We start from the raw sequence: 16436 nt of genomic DNA, 5'->3' as shown, positions 1-16436 counted from the left end.
TATGTCTGTGAAAAAAAATAGCCTGAAAGGTCAGGCCGGGTTTACTTTGCTCGAATTAATGGTGGTCATCGTTATTCTTGGCGTTCTGGCCAGTATGGTGGTGCCGAATCTGATGGGGAATAAAGAGAAAGCGGATGCGCAAAAAGCGACCAGCGATATTGTCGCACTGGAAGGCTCGCTGGATATGTATAAGCTCGATAACCATCGTTACCCAACCACCGAACAGGGGTTGCAGGCGTTGGTGACGAAGCCGGAGATCGCGCCGATTCCCAACGGCTATCGTGCTGACGGTTATATTCGCCGTCTGCCGCAGGACCCGTGGGGAAATGATTACATTCTGGTTAGCCCTGGCGAACATGGCGCGGTAGATGTTTTCTCCTCCGGCCCGGATGGTGAAGCGAATACCGCCGATGATATAACGAACTGGTCTTTAGATAAAAAAGATAAGTAATGAATAAGCAACGTGGATTTACATTGCTGGAAATTATTCTGGCGCTGGTTATTTTTGCCAGTTGTGCCATGATGGTGATTTCGACAATACCCTCACGCAGCGGCGCAGATATATTAGGCCAGCAATTACAATCCCTCGCTGAATATGGTTCTGATCGGGCAGTGATGGACGGAAATATAGTCGGGCTGGTGATGACGCCAACGGAATATCAGCTGGTGAAGTGGGCCGGGGAAAACGGCGGGCGTCATTGGGCGCCGCTGACAGCCGGGCGTATTTTCACCCACGGACAGTTTCCTGAAGAGATGCATGTTTCGCTCGCTCCCCAGCGTCTGGCGGCCACGCCTGATGCCGACCCGCAGGTGCTCTTTTTACCGGATGGGGAAATTAGCCGATTCACGCTGACGTTGCAGAGCTATGACAAACAGCACCATTTCCGCGTGGTGTCGCAGGGCGCTTCACCCGTTTTGGTAGAGAACAATGACTAAACCGGAAGCGAAAGAACAGGGCATGACGCTGTTGGAAGTCATGGTGGCGCTGGTGATCTTTTCTACCGCAGCGCTGGCGTTGATGAATTCCGTCTCGCTGAATGTGCGTTTTACGCACGGTCTTGCCGATACGCTACAGGCCAGTTGGATTGCGGAAAACCAGCTCGCGCAAGCGCAGCTTGCAAAAAGCGTTTTTCCCGACGTCGCTGAAGAAGGCAGTGAAACGATGGGCGGACGCAGCTGGAACTGGCGCAAACAGAGGGTGAAAACCGATGACAAGGCGTTTGCCGATGAAGTCCAGGTGTATGCCGAAGGCGAAGAGGGCCAGCCGGTCATCACGCTGCGGGTTGTCCCGCCGAAGGAGCGCAAATGAATACGCCACTCCGTCGCCAGCAAGGTTTTACGCTGCTGGAGATCATGATTGCGCTGACGATTTTTGCCGTGATCAGCACCCTTGCCTGGCAAATCCTTGACGGCGCGATGCGCACCACCACGGCAACGGATGCTGCTGCGACGACGCTTAATCAGCTTCAGCGAGCCTGTAACCTGCTGGAGCGCGATTTCTCTCAGCTCCAGCCGCGCGCGCCGCGCAATGAAACGGATGTGTTCCGTCTGGATCAACATGCCGTTGAGCTGACGACGGTAAGCGGCGTCAGTGGGCAAATTCAGCTGGAACGCGTGCGCTGGCGGCTGGAGGCGCATCGCCTGTGGCGTGATGTCTGGCCTGACATTGATAGCCCGGCTGACGTGAGTCCAGAAGAAGTCCCGATTTTAAGCAACGTTAAAGCGATGAAGTGGCGATTCTGGCGACAGGGCTGGCAGACGACATGGGTTGAAACTGCCCATCAGCCGGAAGGCGCCGAACTGACGCTGACGATGGAAAACGGGGATACCTGGCGCTGGGTGTTTATGACGCCGGGAGACATGCCGGAAATCCAGGGAGCAAAGAAAGACGAAAGCGCTGAGGCTGCACAACCCACGCCTGCTGAGGTTACGGCATCGGTTCCGCCAGCACGCGGTGGAGAACAGCAATGAACACGCAATCGGCGCAAAAACAGCGCGGCGTCGCGCTGCTGGTGGTGTTGATTTTGCTGGTGATGATGTCAGCGCTGGCGGCAAAGATCGGTCAGCAGTTTTGCCGAAATTTGCAGAAAACCCGCTATCAGGTCAGTCAGCAGCAGCTGCGCTGGGCGATGCAAGGCCAGGCTGCGGCGATAAAAGATCGTCTGCAAACCGACGCCAGCGGTGAGAGCAATGGATTATCGCCAGAAGGCGCGTGGCACGAACCGCTGGAAACTCAGGGTGAGAACTATACCGTCGTGAGCCAGATTGAGGACGCCCAGACCTGCTTTAACGTGAACAGTCTGCTGGCCATTGACCCTGCGCCTCCTGCGGATAGCGCCGCCGCGCAGCCGACAAAGCCGGTGAAAGAGCAGATCGTTGAACAGTTGCTGATCGACAGCGGCATCAGTACGGCAGCGGCGGAAGAGGTTTATCAACAACTGGTGGATTATCTGGACGCTGACAGCACAACCGCAAAAGAGGCTCTGGAAAGCGACGCCTGGGCGGGTGTGACGCCGCAGCGCCTTCCTGCGAATCAGATGATGCGCACCATCAGCGAGATAAAACGGTTGCCGGGTTTTCCGGTGGCGGCATATCCCCGCGTCAGCAAGGTGCTGTGCGCGCTGCCTGATACGGAGAGCAAAGTGGATGTGAATACCCTGAAGCCCGGGCAGGCGCCGCTGTTGTCTGCGATGTCTGCGGGGACGTTAAGTGAGGATGACGCAGCACGGCTGATTGCCTCGCGCTCGGAAGAAGGGTGGGCGTCGGTTGACGCGTTCAGTAAAACGCTCGAAACAAACTATCCGCAGAGCAAAGCGATCCTCGCGCAGATGCAGGCGTTTGTTGCGGTGAACAGTCACTATTTCCGGGTCGAGAGTACCGGTAATACTGATGATTTAACGCTGCGCGTTGTCAGCCAGATTCATGTCGATCGTGACTCTGGAGAGGTGAGAACCTGGCAACGCCGTTACCGAATGATTGAATAAGAAAAGTCATAGTCTATGAAACAGGTACTTTTTATTCGTCCCGATGCAAACGTGGACGGGAAAATCGAGTGGTGCGTCTCCGGTAGCCAGCAGGTGGCAACGCTGGAAAGCCGGGATGCGCTGAGAACGCTTGCCGTAAATCCCCTGGCGACACGCGTTTGTTTGCTGTTGCCCGCCAGTGAGATGGTGTTCCGTCATTTTACCCTGCCCAAAAAAGGGTTATCGACGGCCTCCACACCGTTCTCATGGCTGGCGGAAGAGACGCTGATCGGCGATGTGGACTCGCTGCACTGGACGGTATTGCGGAAAAAAGGGCGGGAAGTGGATGCCGTGGCCATTGACGCCACCTGCTTTGAGCGCTGGCTTGCGCTGTGCGAAGAGGCCGGACTGAAGGTGATTCAGGTATTGCCGGACGCCATTCTGCTGCCGGTAAACGAAGGCGGCAGTACGCTGGTTTCCTGTGACGAAAGCTGGTGGCTGCGCTTTCCGCCGTTCGGCGCCTGCGAAGCGGATGCTACGCTGCTGCCGCTGTTGCTGGCGCAAGGCGGCGATGGCGAAGTGCGCTGCTACGGCGAAGCGCCTGCGGGTATCGATGTCACTGAACAACTGCCGTGGCAGCATCCGCTGGTATTGATTCAGCCGCAATGGAAAGCGTGTCGCGCCAATATGCTGCATGGCGCATTTGCCGCCTGCGGCAAAGAGGTGGGGCGATTTCGTCATCTGAGGACAGCAATGGCGGTGTCTGCGCTGCTGTCGATGGGATTGCTGATTGGCCCGCGCGTGGCAATGGCATGGATGTTGGTTCAGCAGGAAAATCAGGTACAGGCCGAGATTGCCCAGGTCGCTCAACACTATTTCCCAAGTCTGCGGCAGAAAACCAATATCAAATACCATTTTGGTCAGAATATTAAAAAACAGAGCAAAGGTATTTTTCTGCAACTTGAGGCGCTGGAACAGGTTAAACAGTCTGTGCCTGCTATTGAGATAAATGAAGTGGAATATGACAACGCGCAGAATGTGTTGACGCTGAACGCGGCCTCGCCGAACGCGCAGGCGCTACAGGATTTCGTTACGCAGGCCAGCCCCCATTTTGACTTTGCGTTACAACCGGTTTCGAACCAGTCACCCTATACGGCGATCGTGACGGGGAAATATAAATGAAAGAGCGAATTGCACAATTAAAAGCGCGCTATCAAAACTACAGCGATCGCGAGCGTGGTCTTATTACGCTATGTGCGGCGGCGATATGCTGCGCGGTAATTTATTACGGCGGCATTATTCCGCTGGATCATATGATTCAAAACAGCCAGTCCACGTTAATGCGGCAAAAAGAGACGCTGCGCTGGATGCGGGACGAAATCGATAAAAATCATTTACAGGCGAAAGTCTTAAAAACGAACAACCCGCGAACGGTTATTGAAGAGAGCGCGAAAGAGATCCATCTCGCGTTGTCTGATATTCGTCAGGATGAACGCTCACTCTCTTTTGTTGTTGAACAGGTCAATATTTATGAACTGAAAAACTGGCTACGTGAAGTGAATGTTACGTCCGGCGTTCAGTTGCAAAAAATGGATTTGCAGCCGGTCGATCGTCAAAGCGACGTGAAAGCCAATATTACGCTGAGCTGGAATAAAAACGCATGAATACGATCATGTTGTTTCGGGAAAGCTGGCCGATTGGATTTTGCATAATGAGCGCCTGTCTGGGCGGAATCCTCGGCAGTTTTCTTGGCGTAGTCAGCGAGCGCGTTCCCGCAATGGTGATGGAAAAGGAAGGGGCGGGGAATTTACTTTTTCCTGCCTCACACTGCGCGGACTGCGGGCATCAACTGGCCTGGTGGGAAAATATTCCGTTACTGAGCTGGTGCTGCCTGCGCGGTCGCTGCCGCCATTGCCAGTCTGTGATTCCCCTGCGCTTGCTGTTGGTAGAGTCAGCCAGCGCGCTTTTTTTTGCGGCAACGGCGGCGGCGCTCCCTTCCTTTGTCACGCTGATCGCGCTGTGGGTTTTATGGTGCGGTCTGCTGCCGCTCACGATGATTGATGCGAAATATATGCTGTTGCCGGATTGTCTCACGCAGCCGCTGCTGTGGGCTGGGCTGCTGCTGCATTGCGTTTTCCACACGATGCCGTTGGCGAGCGCGTTATATGGCGCCGTTGCAGGGTATCTCATTCTGTGGCTGGTGTACTGGAGTTTTCGCCTGCTGACGGGGCGGGAAGGGCTTGGACAGGGCGATTTTAAGCTACTGGCGGCGCTAGGGGCGTGGTGCGGCTGGCAGGCGTTACCGTTATTAATTCTGGTTGCGGCATTAAGCGGTATTGTGCTGTATGGCCTTTTTTACTCTGGCGTAAATAAAGCGGGGCAAATTCCTTTTGGTCCCTGTCTGGCCTTTTCGGGAATGGCGATGTTTATCTTCCAGACATTGCAATTCACATTCTGACGCGGTTGGTCAAGTGTTTTTTTAAATTCTTTCGCCGAGGGAATAAAGGGAACTTATTTATTTTCCAGATTATCATTGTTGCATAAGTTAATAGAATTAATGCTTATGCCATTTTAGGGAGGAGCGTAAAGCGAAATAGATTATTTCATTTTTATAATGGGTTGGTTTCCGTTGTCTTAAATAAATTACTGTTTGCAATTCGTCCATGCTCTAAGGAATGCATGGCTGTTAAATATTCACGAATAAAATTATCAGGAATTAATAATGAAATTTATGAAGCCTAAATATCTGGCACTTTTTGTGGCAGCAGCGACAAGTCCGGTTTTTGCCGCTGCGCCGGGTACGCCGTCTATTACCAGCGGCAATGATAAATTCGCCATTGTGGAAGTGGATCAGGCTGCGCAGGATTATAACAACCTGGTGAAAGTTCATAACGATGGCGTGGACGTCAAGGTGGAATGGAACGTCTGGAGCGGCGATGCGCCGACCTCCGCGAAAGTGCTGTTGGATGGTAAGACCGTATGGTCTGGCGCAGGTAGCGCTGCCGGTTCTGCGACCTTCAAAGTCAAAAAAGGCGGTCGTTATCAGGAGCAGGTTGAATTATGTAATACCAGCGGGTGTACGAAAAGCGCCAGCAAGCTGATTATTGTGGCGGATACCGACGGTAGCCATCTGCTGCCGCTGAATACCACCATGAAGGAAAACAATAAAACGTTTGCTCAGCATACCGATAAAGTGGTGGGCGCGTACTTCCCGGAATGGGGCGTGTATGGCCGTAATTTCCCGGTGGATAAGATCCCGGCGGCTAACCTGAACCATATCCTGTACGGCTTTATTCCCATTTGTGGCGGCGACGGCATCAATGACAGCCTGAAATCCATCGAGGGCGGCAACAGTTTTGAAGCGCTGAAACGCGCCTGTAATGGCCGACAGGACTATACCGTGGCGATCCACGATCCGTGGGCGGCGCTGCAAAAACCGCAGGCTGGCGTCTCTAACTGGGATGACCCGTATAAAGGCAACTTCGGTCAATTGATGGCGCTGAAAAAAGCGCACCCGGATCTGAAAATCCTGCCATCGGTTGGGGGATGGACGCTTTCCGATCCGTTTTTCCAGATGCATGACAGCGCGATTCGCGCTCGGTTTGTTGCTTCCGTTAAGGATTTCCTGAAGACCTGGAAATTCTTCGACGGCGTAGATATTGACTGGGAATTCCCGGGCGGCGGCGGTCAGAATGAAACGCTGGGCAACCCACAGCAGGATAAAGCGACCTACACGGCACTGATGCACGATCTGCGCACCATGCTCAACGAACTGTCTGCCGAAACCGGTCGGACTTACGAGTTGACCTCCGCTATCGGTTCCGGTCAGGACAAAATTGAAGACGTGGACTACGCCCAGGCGCAGCAGTATATGGATCACATCTTCCTGATGAGCTACGACTTCTACGGCGGCTGGAGCAACACCGATCTGGGGCACCAGGCGGCGCTGCACGGCGCAGAGTGGAAACCGGACACCAAATACACCACGGAAAATGGCGTCAATGCGTTGCTGGCGCAGGGCGTGCAGCCAGGCAAGATCGTGGTGGGCGCGGGGATGTATGGCCGCGGCTGGACTGGCGTGCATGGCTATACCGGCGACAATCCGTTTACCGGTACGGCTACCGGCCCGGTGAAAGGCACCTGGGAGCCGGGCGTGGTTGATTATCGTCAGATTGTTAACGAATACAAAGGCAAACCAGGCTGGGAATACCGTTACGACGCTGCGGCGGAAGCGCCGTATATTTTCAATAAATCTACCGGCGACCTGATTACCTATGAAGACGCCCGCTCTGCGGCGGCGAAAGGTAAATACGTCCTGGCTAACAACCTCGGCGGCCTGTTCTCCTGGTCTATCGACTCTGATAACGGCGACATTCTGAACGCGATGAACGAAAGTTTGCTGGGTGGGGGTTCTACGCCGGTTGAGCCGGTTGTGACCAACCATGCGCCAGTCGCGACCGCAGTTGACCAGGTCGTAACCGGCCCGGCGACGGTCACGCTGGACGGTTCTGCCTCTACCGACCCGGATGGCGATGCGATCACCTATAAGTGGACGCAGATCTCCGGTCCGTCCGTAACGCTGAACAAGAGCACCAGCGCGAAAGCGAGCTTTAACGTCGCCGCTGTCTCCAGCAATCAGAATCTGGCGTTCCGTCTGACCGTTACCGATGCGAAAGGTCTGAGTAACGCCATTGACGTTCAGGTTGTGAACAAAGCGCCAAAAGCGAACCAGGCCCCGGTTGTGAATCCGCTGGAAACGGTGTCGCTTGAAGCAGGCGCAACCTACACGCTGAACGCGCAGGCTGCCGATCCTGATGGCGACGCGTTGACCTACGCCTGGAGCGTGCCGGGCGATATGAACGCGACGGGGACGGACACCTCCAGCGTGACCATCACCGCGCCGGAAGTGAGCTCTGCCTCGACTTACACCGTCAGCGTCGTGGTCAGCGATGGTAAAACCAGCGTGCAGTCCAACGTGCAGATTAACGTTACGCCAAAAGCGGCGCCGGTGCCGTCCGACGAAGGGACGACACCGTCTGATGAAGGCACCACGCCATCCGATGAGGGGACGACGCCGTCTGATGAAGGCGCGGCAACCGGCGGTTGCGACAGCCCGGTTGATGCCAATGCCAGCCACTACGCGGCATGGGACGCCAGCAAAATCTACAACAATGGCGATACCGTCAGTTTTGATCACCTGGTGTGGAAAGCGAAGTACTGGACGCAGGGCAATCAGCCAGGCTTCGGCGTGGACGCGTGGGAACTGGTCAGCCAGGTGAAATTCAACTGGCGTTCCGATGTGGTTTACAACGGCGGTGAGACTACCACCTATCAGGGGTCTGTATACCGCGCTAAATGGTGGACGCAGGGTGATAAACCCGGCAACAGCGATGTGTGGGTGAAAGAAGGCGCCGCCGCAGACTGTCAATAATCCTCTTACCTTAATAATGCGGATACGTTATCTATTCGCGAAGGGTAGCCGCCCCTGTCTGGGGGCGGCCATCTCTAAAAAATAATGTGCATAACGAACAAGGAGCAGATCACCCCGACAACCGGATGAAAATATGAAACGTTTAATTTTGTTGTTATTGATGTTAAGCCAAAGCGCGTTTGCCAACTGCTGGGACAGAGCCGCAAATTATTATCATGTTGACCCTTATTTATTATTTTCCATTGCGCAAGTCGAGTCTGGCATGAATCCCTATGCGGTAGGCCGAAATCACGACGGGACGAGAGATGTCGGGTTGATGCAAATAAATAGCTCGCATTTTTCAGCGCTGGAACGCCGTGGCATTGATGAGTATCGACTGATGCTGGAACCCTGTACATCTATTATGGTCGGCGCGTCGATCTTATCCGATATGATCAAAGTATATGGTTATAACTGGGAGGCGGTAGGCGCATATAACGCCGGGGTTAAAAAAGAGAATTACCCGCAGCGCATGATTTACGCGCATAAAGTCTGGGAAACATACCAGCGTATAAAAATGACCACGCAATATAAATAAATCCAGCTGCTTTTATTTTTTGAAGAATTCCTGCTGGTGTTCTTCGAAAAGTAAAACCCCAGGTTCTGATGTTTGTTTATTCGTGTTGTTAATGGACAACGCAGAATTTGAATTAATCACTATTGTACATAAAGGAAAAATTGAAATGAGCAAAAGGACATTATTGAGTGTACTCATTGCGGGTGCCTGTGCGGTGCCGTTTATGGCGCAAGCAAATACATTGCAGGCCAGCAGCAGTGAGCCTTACACCATAAAAGCCAGCGATCTGGCGAAAAAGGAGCAGGAGCTGACAAATTTCCCGTTGATGGCTTCGGTGAAAGAGACGATCCAGACGCTGGATAATGCCCAGGTAGAACTCATTGAACCCGGTCGCGCCGCCAACCCAGAAAACGTCAAACGCGTTGAGGGGATCATCAAAGCCAGCGACTGGGAATATCTTTTCCCGCTGCGTGCTAAAGAATATACCTACAGCAATTTCCTGAAAGCAGTCGGTAAATTCCCGGCGCTGTGTAAGACCTATAACGATGGTCGCGACAGTGATGCGATTTGTCGCAAAGAGCTGGCAACAATGTTCGCCCACTTTGCGCAGGAAACCGGCGGCCATGAGAGCTGGCGTCCAGAGGCCGAATGGCGTCAGGCGCTGGTATATGTGCGTGAAATGGGCTGGAGCGAAGGGCAGAAAGGCGGCTATAACGGCGAATGTAATCCGAGCGTCTGGCAGGGGCAAACCTGGCCGTGCGGCAAAGACAAAGATGGTGAATTCCTGAGTTACTTTGGCCGCGGTGCGAAACAGTTGTCCTATAACTACAACTACGGGCCGTTCTCCGAAGCGATGTATGGCGACGTGCGCACGCTGCTGGATAAACCGGAACTGGTTGCCGATACCTGGCTGAACCTGGCGAGCGCTATTTTCTTCTTCGCCTACCCGCAGCCGCCGAAACCTAGCATGTTGCAGGTCATCGATGGCACCTGGCAGCCGAACGCGCATGATAAGGCTAACGGTCTGGTGCCCGGCTTTGGCGTCACCACCCAGATTATCAACGGCGGCGTTGAATGCGGCGGCCCGACGGAAATCGCGCAGTCGCAGAATCGTATCAAATACTACAAAGAGTTCGCTAACTACCTGAAAGTACCGGTTCCGGCAGATGAAGTGCTGGGCTGCGCCAACATGAAGCAGTTCGATGAAGGCGGCGCGGGCGCATTGAAGATCTACTGGGAACAAGATTGGGGATGGAGCTCGGATACGCCGGACGGCAAAACCTATGCCTGCCAACTGGTGGGTTATCAGACGCCATTCAGCGCGTTTAAAGAGGGGGATTACACGAAATGTGTACAGCATTTCTACAATGTGAACATCATTAATGATGACGGTTCTTCGACTAAACCGGATGAAGAGCCCGTAACGCCAACACCGGCTGATGATACGCCTGCACCTGCGCCAGTGCCGGATGAAACGCCAGCAGAGCCGACCACCGTTAACCATGCGCCGGTAGCCCATATCGCAGGGCCGATTGGCGCGGTAGATGCGGGGGCGCAGGTCTCTTTGAGCGCGGAGGGGTCGACTGACGAAGACGGCAACAAACTGACCTACACCTGGCGTGCTCAGGATGGTCAGACCGTGTCTGGCGAAGACAAAGCGGTCGTAACCTTCGCCGCGCCGGAAGCGGCGACCGCTCAGCAGTACGAGGTGAGCCTGACCGTCAGTGATGGTGAGCTGAGCAGCACCACCTCTTATCTGCTCAACGTGAAAGCGAAAGCGGCAACGCCATCTCAGGACGACGGCGCTTCGGGTTCGTATCCGGCATGGAGCGCGAACAGTAAGTACAATGCGGGCGATATCGTGAATAACCACGGTAAGCTGTTCCAGTGCAAACCATTCCCGTATAGCGGCTGGTGTAATACGGCGCCGGCCTATTATGAACCCGGCGCGGGTCTGGCATGGTCTGACGCGTGGAGCGCGCTGTAATGACAATATAAAACGACAACGCCTGAAATGCCCGATGGCGCAGGCTTATCGGGCCTGCGGCGGGTGAGTCGTATCTATTGTGCCATCCGGTACAACAACGATCTGACGGCAACCTGATGGTTGCCGTTTTTTGTGTTCACTGTGCGCCGGTCAGCGCGGTAGCTTGCCGTGATCGCGCAGCCAGGCGGCGGTACGCTCAATGCCTTCATCCAGCGTGACGATGGGCTGATAGCCCAGTTCTTCTTGGGCGCGCGTGGTGTCCAGCGTAAAATCGAAATTCAGCTTGGAAACGCCGTAGTGCGTCAGCGTCGGCTCTTTCGCCGATTTATTGCCGAAACGCTCCATGCTGCGGGCGATCATATCCAGCATCGGATACGGAACCGAACGGATTCGGCAATCAATGTTTAATTCATCAATCAGCTTCTGCACAATGCTGCGCAGCGTCCGGTGTTCGCCATTTGTGATGTTATAGACCCGACCAGAAGGCAGCTTGTCACTGCTTTCCTGGCTTGCCAGCCACATCGCATGGACGGCATTTTCATAATAAGTCATATCCACCAGCGCGCTGCCGCCGTGCGGCAACAGAACGCTGCCGTAGTGGTGCATCATATGCGCCAGACGCGGAATAAAGACTTTATCGTGTGGGCCAAACAGGCTTTGCGGACGCAGGACGGTAAAACGCGTCTGCGGGTTGGCCTGCGCCAGCAGGTTAATCACCTCTTCACCGGCCGCTTTGCTGCGTGCAAATTCGTTGGCGAAGCGGTGAGGGCGAAAATCCTCTTTGATATCGCGATGGTGGTGATAATCAAAATAGAGTGACGGAGAGGAGATATGAATAAAGTTACGTACGCCCCAGGCGACGGCCCATTCGCCGAGGCGTCGGGTGGCGCGAACGTTCGCCAGATCGAAGGCTTCCTGGGTTCCCCACGGCGAGGTGAAACTGGAGCAGTGCCACAGCGTATCAATGCCTGCGAGCATCACTTTTGCCTGCGAAGAGACCAGCTCGGTCAAATCCGCATGGACAAATTCCGCTCCCATTTTTTGCAGCAGCTTGCCCATCGCTTCATTGCGACCGGTAGCTCTGACGCTGATGCCTTTATTGCGCAAAAACTCAACCGCGTTTCGACCTAAGCCGCTGGTGGCGCCGGTAACCAGTACCTTCATATCAATCCACTGTGGTTAATAGAACTTCGTGCGCATTCTTCCGTGAATTACGTCGGTATGCAATGGGAAACATGAAAGAATACAGTATGTTTTTATGATTAATCTGTGATTTGTTCTGCAAGCCGGGCGATTTGCTTTGCCATGCCCCGGAAAATAAAGAGATGCGCCGGGATCATCAGCAGCCAGTAGAAAAGGCCGGGCATCCCGTGCGGGTGCCACCAGGCGCGCACGTCAATTTGCCGGTGATCGCCTTTATCTTCAAGGGTAAAGCTCAGACGGCCAAGGCCCGGCGCTTTCATGCCAAACAGTAAGGTCAGCTGCTTTTCCGGCTCGACAATGATGACTTTCCAGCTGTCCACCGTGTCGCCGGTCTGAAGAAGCGCGTGTTCAGGCCGGCCTTTTGCCAGTCGATGCCCCGCCAGCAGATCCATTGCCGCACGCGTTTTCCAGAGAATATTGCCAAAGAAATAGCCTTCTTTGCCGCCGAGACGGTTGATCACCTGCCACAGGGCTTTCCGGCTGGCGGAGGTTTTAACCGTGAATCCGGCCTGTTTGGCAAAATAGCCATACTCTGGTCGCCAGCGGGCAAACGCCTGGGCGTCGTATCCCCAGTCGCTGGAGTTGACCAGTTTTTCTTCCTCCTTCAGCGTGCGACGCACGGCATCGTCAAAGGAGATGAGCGTCTGGGGGACCAACGCTCGCAGTTCGGTATCATCGGCCAGCAGGTCATGTTTCAGCCCCTGGATCAGCGCTTTTGCCGTGGTCGGCGGAACGGACGTAATGACATTTAAAAACCAGACTGAAATCCAGCGGGTCGGAAAAGGGATGGGGATCAGCAGGCGATGTTTGCCGCTGACTGCCATAAAGTGCTTGAACTGCTCCTGATAGCTTAAGACCTGCGGCCCGGCGGCTTCGAGAACCCGGTGCTCGCAGGCAGGGTGATCCAGCAACGCCACCAGATAGTGCAGCAAATTTTCCAGCGCGATGGGCGTGGTTCGGGAGCGCACCCAGCGAGGCGGCGTCAGCACTGGCAGGTTGTAGACCATATCGCGCATCACTTCGAAGGCGGCTGAACCTGCGCCGACGATAATGCCGGCGCGCAGTTCAGTCACCGGCACGCCGGATTCGCGCAGCGTCTCCGCAGTTAACTGCCGGGCGCGCAAATGGTCAGACTGCTCATGTTTCGGCGCCTGCAACGAGCTGAGGAATATGAGCTGTTTGACCGGTACTTCACGCAGCGCATCGCGCACGTTCATCGCAACCTGGCGCTCATGGGCAATAAAATCGCCGCCTTCGCCCATGCCATGCACCAGATAATAGACGGTGTCGACTTCGCGGAGCAGCGCGGGCAGATTATCCGGCCAGTTGAGATCGACTTTATGACAACTGACGTTAGCCAGTTGCTGTTTTTCCAGCCGTTCAATGCGACGTGCCGCCGCCAGAATCTGATGCCCTTGCGCGCTGAGCGCCCGCACCAGATGTTGACCAATGTAACCACTGGCGCCAAGAACCAAAATACGTTGCGGCACGTCCGTCTCCTTAGCGGGTTAAAAAGGCGCGCCAGTGGGCGGCGACTTCAGCAAGCTGTTCACGCGATACGTCCAGATGCGTCACCAGACGCACGATCGGCGACGCGTTAATCAGCACGTCATGCGCCTTCATGTATTCGCCCAGCGCCGCCGCGTTCTCTTCACCAACGCGGACAAACAGCATATTGGTGTCGTGACGCATAACATCCGCGCCGGCTTCACGCAGTTGCTCCGCCATCCAGGCCGCGTTGTCGTGATCGTCCTGTAAACGTGCGACGTTATTTTTCAACGCGTACAGCCCGGCGGCCGCCAGAATGCCGGCCTGACGCATACCGCCGCCGGTCATTTTGCGCCAGCGGATGGCGCGCTTAATGTAGTCCTGGTTGCCGACTAACAGTGAGCCTACCGGCGTCCCCAGGCCTTTTGACAGGCAAATGGTGAATGAATCGCAGTATTGAGTAATGTCTTTCAGTTCGCAGCCGTAGGCGACGACCGCGTTAAAAATACGTGCGCCGTCAACGTGCAACGCCAGACCGCGCTCGCGGGTAAATTCCCACGCCTGTTTTAAATATTCGCGCGGCAGCACTTTACCGTTGTGGGTGTTTTCCAGACTGAGTAAGCGAGTGCGGGCAAAATGGATATCATCCGCCTTGATCTTCGCGGCGACCTTATCCAGCGGCAACGTACCGTCTGCGGCGGCATCAATGGGCTGCGGTTGAATGCTGCCCAGCACCGCCGCGCCGCCTGCCTCGTACAGATAGTTATGCGCGCCCTGACCGGCGATATACTCTTCGCCGCGTTCACAGTGGCTGAGCAGAGCGACCAGGTTAGCCTGAGTGCCGGTGGGTAAAAAAATCGCCGCGTCTTTGCCAGAAAGCTCAGCGGCGTATTGCTGGAGGGCGTTGACAGTTGGGTCATCTCCGTACACGTCGTCCCCGACCGGGGCGGCCATCATTTCTTCGAGCATGGCACGACTTGGCCGGGTGACGGTATCACTACGTAAATCGATCATTGCACATCCCTATAGTTTAAAAGGCGATGTGCATTGTTTTACCTTAGCCAGTTGGTTTTCGCCAGTTCGATCACTTCATCACCGCGCCCGCTGATGATCGCGCGCAGCATATACAGGCTAAACCCTTTGGCCTGCTCCAGTTTTATTTGCGGCGGAATGGCCAGTTCTTCTTTCGCCACGACCACATCGACCAGTACCGGACCGTCGATAGACAGCGCGCGTTGCAGCGCCTCGTCGACGTCGGCGGCTTTTTCAACGCGGAGCCCTGTAATGCCGCAGGCTTCAGCAATGCGGGCGAAGTTCGTGTCGTGCAGCTCGGTGCCGTCGGTGAGGTAGCCGCCCGCTTTCATCTCCATTGCCACAAAGCCCAGCACGCTGTTGTTGAAAACAACAATTTTTACCGGCAGCTTCATCTGTACGACAGAGAGGAAATCGCCCATCAGCATACTGAATCCCCCGTCGCCGCACATGGCGATCACCTGACGACCCGGTTCGGTGGCCTGGGCGCCTAACGCCTGCGGCATGGCATTGGCCATTGAACCGTGGTTAAACGATCCCAGCAGACGGCGCTTACCGTTCATTTTCAGATAACGCGCCGCCCATACGGTCGGCGTGCCGACGTCGCAGGTAAAGATGGCGTCATCTGCGGCGAAATGGCTGATCTGCTGCGCCAGATATTGCGGGTGAATCGCTTTCTCGCTCGGTTTGGCTAAATCGTCCAGCCCTTTGCGCGCGTCGCGATAGTGCTCCAGCGCTTTATCAAGGAATTTACGATCGGTTTTTTCTTCCAGCATTGGTAATAACGCGGCGAGCGTGGAGCGAATATCGCCGACCAGCGCCATATCGACTTTACTGTGCGCGCCAATGCTTGCCGGGTTGATATCGATTTGAATGATTTTGGCGTCGGTCGGGTAAAAGGCGCGATAGGGAAACTGGGTGCCGAGCAGGATCAGGGTGTCAGCATTCATCATCGTATGGAAACCGGATGAGAAGCCGATCAATCCCGTCATGCCCACATCGTAAGGGTTGTCGTACTCTACATGCTCTTTGCCGCGCAGCGCATGGACAATTGGCGCTTTAATTTTGGCGGCGAATTCCACCAGCTCTTTATGCGCGCCCGCGCAGCCGCTGCCGCACATCAGGGCGATATTGCTGGAGTAACGTAATAGCTGTGCCAGTTTTTTCAGCTCTTCTTCGGCCGGGGTCACGATCGGCAACGGGGCATGATACCAGTGGGTGCTGGCGCTTTCCGGCGCCGGTTTCAGCGCAACGTCGCCCGGCAGCACCACGACGGAGACGCCACGGTTAAGCACCGCCTTACGCATGGCGATCGCCAGTACCTGCGGGATCTGCTCCGGGGTGGAAACCAGCTCGCAATAGTGGCTGCATTCGCGAAACAGCTCTTGTGGGTGGGTCTCCTGAAAGTAGCCGCTGCCGATTTCGCTGGAAGGAATGTGGGCGGCGATAGCCAGAACCGGGACGTGATTACGGTGGCAATCGAACAGACCGTTAATCAAATGCAGGTTGCCAGGCCCGCATGAACCCGCGCACACCGCCAGTTCACCGGTGAGTTGTGCTTCCGCGCCAGCGGCAAAGGCGGCGACCTCTTCATGGCGCGTCGACATCCAGTCAATCGTCCCCATCCGGTTCAGGCTGTCGCTCAGGCCGTTCAGGGAGTCGCCCGTCACGCCCCAGATACGTTTCACGCCAGCCTGTTCAAGTGTTTTTGCAATGTAAGCGGCAACGGTTTGTTTCATGGTTTTCCATCTCCTGTAATGTGATACCGGTTACAAG

General features: G+C 55.1%; 15 protein-coding genes. 11 read left to right on the top strand and 4 right to left on the bottom strand.

The features are described 5' to 3' along the window. Window position 1 precedes the first annotated feature (1 nt). From gspG to OGW17_RS13780, 11 genes are all read left to right on the top strand, one after another. Window positions 2-451 (top strand): type II secretion system major pseudopilin GspG, encoded by a 450-nt coding sequence (gspG, locus tag OGW17_RS13830; protein ID WP_012133075.1) that lies wholly within the window; start codon window positions 2-4, stop codon window positions 449-451. Then, complete coding sequence (gene gspH, locus OGW17_RS13825) at window positions 451-936, top strand: type II secretion system minor pseudopilin GspH (RefSeq protein ID WP_071259559.1); 486 nt, start codon at window positions 451-453, stop codon at window positions 934-936. Before gspG ends, gspH begins: the two co-directional genes overlap by 1 nt. Then, window positions 929-1309 (top strand): type II secretion system minor pseudopilin GspI, encoded by a 381-nt coding sequence (gspI, locus tag OGW17_RS13820; protein WP_071259556.1) that lies wholly within the window; start codon window positions 929-931, stop codon window positions 1307-1309. The genes gspH and gspI overlap by 8 nt, the downstream gene beginning before the upstream one ends. Continuing rightward, window positions 1306-1971 (top strand): type II secretion system minor pseudopilin GspJ, encoded by a 666-nt coding sequence (gene gspJ, locus OGW17_RS13815; protein WP_071259553.1) that lies wholly within the window; start codon window positions 1306-1308, stop codon window positions 1969-1971. The genes gspI and gspJ overlap by 4 nt, the downstream gene beginning before the upstream one ends. Then, window positions 1968-2984 carry a type II secretion system minor pseudopilin GspK gene (gspK, locus tag OGW17_RS13810; protein ID WP_071259550.1) on the top strand — a complete coding sequence of 339 codons (1017 nt, stop codon included), beginning with the start codon at window positions 1968-1970 and terminating at the stop codon, window positions 2982-2984. The genes gspJ and gspK overlap by 4 nt, the downstream gene beginning before the upstream one ends. Before the next feature lie 15 nt (window positions 2985-2999). Then, the gene (gspL, locus tag OGW17_RS13805; RefSeq protein WP_071259547.1) at window positions 3000-4145 is read left to right on the top strand and encodes a type II secretion system protein GspL; all 1146 of its coding nucleotides are present in this window, start codon (window positions 3000-3002) and stop codon (window positions 4143-4145) included. Beyond that, a complete protein-coding gene (locus OGW17_RS13800) occupies window positions 4142-4627 on the top strand; it encodes a type II secretion system protein M (protein WP_047457848.1) in 486 nt (161 codons plus the stop codon). The genes gspL and OGW17_RS13800 overlap by 4 nt, the downstream gene beginning before the upstream one ends. Further along, on the top strand, window positions 4624-5421 hold the full coding sequence (locus OGW17_RS13795; RefSeq protein ID WP_071259544.1) for a prepilin peptidase: 798 nt from the start codon (window positions 4624-4626) through the stop codon (window positions 5419-5421). Before OGW17_RS13800 ends, OGW17_RS13795 begins: the two co-directional genes overlap by 4 nt. 264 nt (window positions 5422-5685) lie before the next feature. After that, window positions 5686-8394 carry a glycosyl hydrolase family 18 protein gene (locus OGW17_RS13790; protein WP_071259541.1) on the top strand — a complete coding sequence of 903 codons (2709 nt, stop codon included), beginning with the start codon at window positions 5686-5688 and terminating at the stop codon, window positions 8392-8394. 133 nt (window positions 8395-8527) lie between these two features. Further along, window positions 8528-8971: a type III secretion system invasion protein IagB gene (gene iagB / locus OGW17_RS13785; RefSeq protein WP_071259538.1), complete on the top strand. Its 444-nt coding sequence runs from the start codon at window positions 8528-8530 to the stop codon at window positions 8969-8971. A 145-nt stretch (window positions 8972-9116) separates the two neighbouring features. Continuing rightward, window positions 9117-10937, top strand: a complete 1821-nt coding sequence (locus OGW17_RS13780) for a glycoside hydrolase family 19 protein (RefSeq protein WP_024130491.1) — start codon at window positions 9117-9119, stop codon at window positions 10935-10937. 150 nt (window positions 10938-11087) lie between these two features. On the opposite strand, the gene OGW17_RS13775 is transcribed toward OGW17_RS13780, so the two are convergent. The 4 genes from OGW17_RS13775 to poxB form a co-directional block, all read right to left on the bottom strand. Then, window positions 11088-12101, bottom strand: coding sequence for a 3-beta-hydroxysteroid dehydrogenase (locus tag OGW17_RS13775; RefSeq protein ID WP_012133064.1), 1014 nt, complete (start codon window positions 12099-12101; stop codon window positions 11088-11090). Between the two features lie 98 nt (window positions 12102-12199). Beyond that, window positions 12200-13630, bottom strand: a complete 1431-nt coding sequence (locus OGW17_RS13770; protein ID WP_071259535.1) for an SDR family oxidoreductase — start codon at window positions 13628-13630, stop codon at window positions 12200-12202. A 10-nt stretch (window positions 13631-13640) separates the two neighbouring features. Then, window positions 13641-14642, bottom strand: a complete 1002-nt coding sequence (gene ltaE / locus OGW17_RS13765) for a low-specificity L-threonine aldolase (RefSeq protein WP_024130490.1) — start codon at window positions 14640-14642, stop codon at window positions 13641-13643. 38 nt (window positions 14643-14680) lie between these two features. Continuing rightward, window positions 14681-16399: a ubiquinone-dependent pyruvate dehydrogenase gene (gene poxB / locus OGW17_RS13760; RefSeq protein ID WP_071259532.1), complete on the bottom strand. Its 1719-nt coding sequence runs from the start codon at window positions 16397-16399 to the stop codon at window positions 14681-14683. Window positions 16400-16436: the final 37 nt, after the last annotated feature.

Origin of the sequence: Citrobacter sp. CK181, assembly GCF_030333595.1 — a bacterium.
Taxonomy (GTDB): Bacteria; Pseudomonadota; Gammaproteobacteria; order Enterobacterales; family Enterobacteriaceae; genus Citrobacter_B; species Citrobacter_B koseri.
The sequence above is the reverse complement of the archived record's forward strand: the minus strand, read 5'-3'. Positions and strand labels throughout refer to the sequence as shown.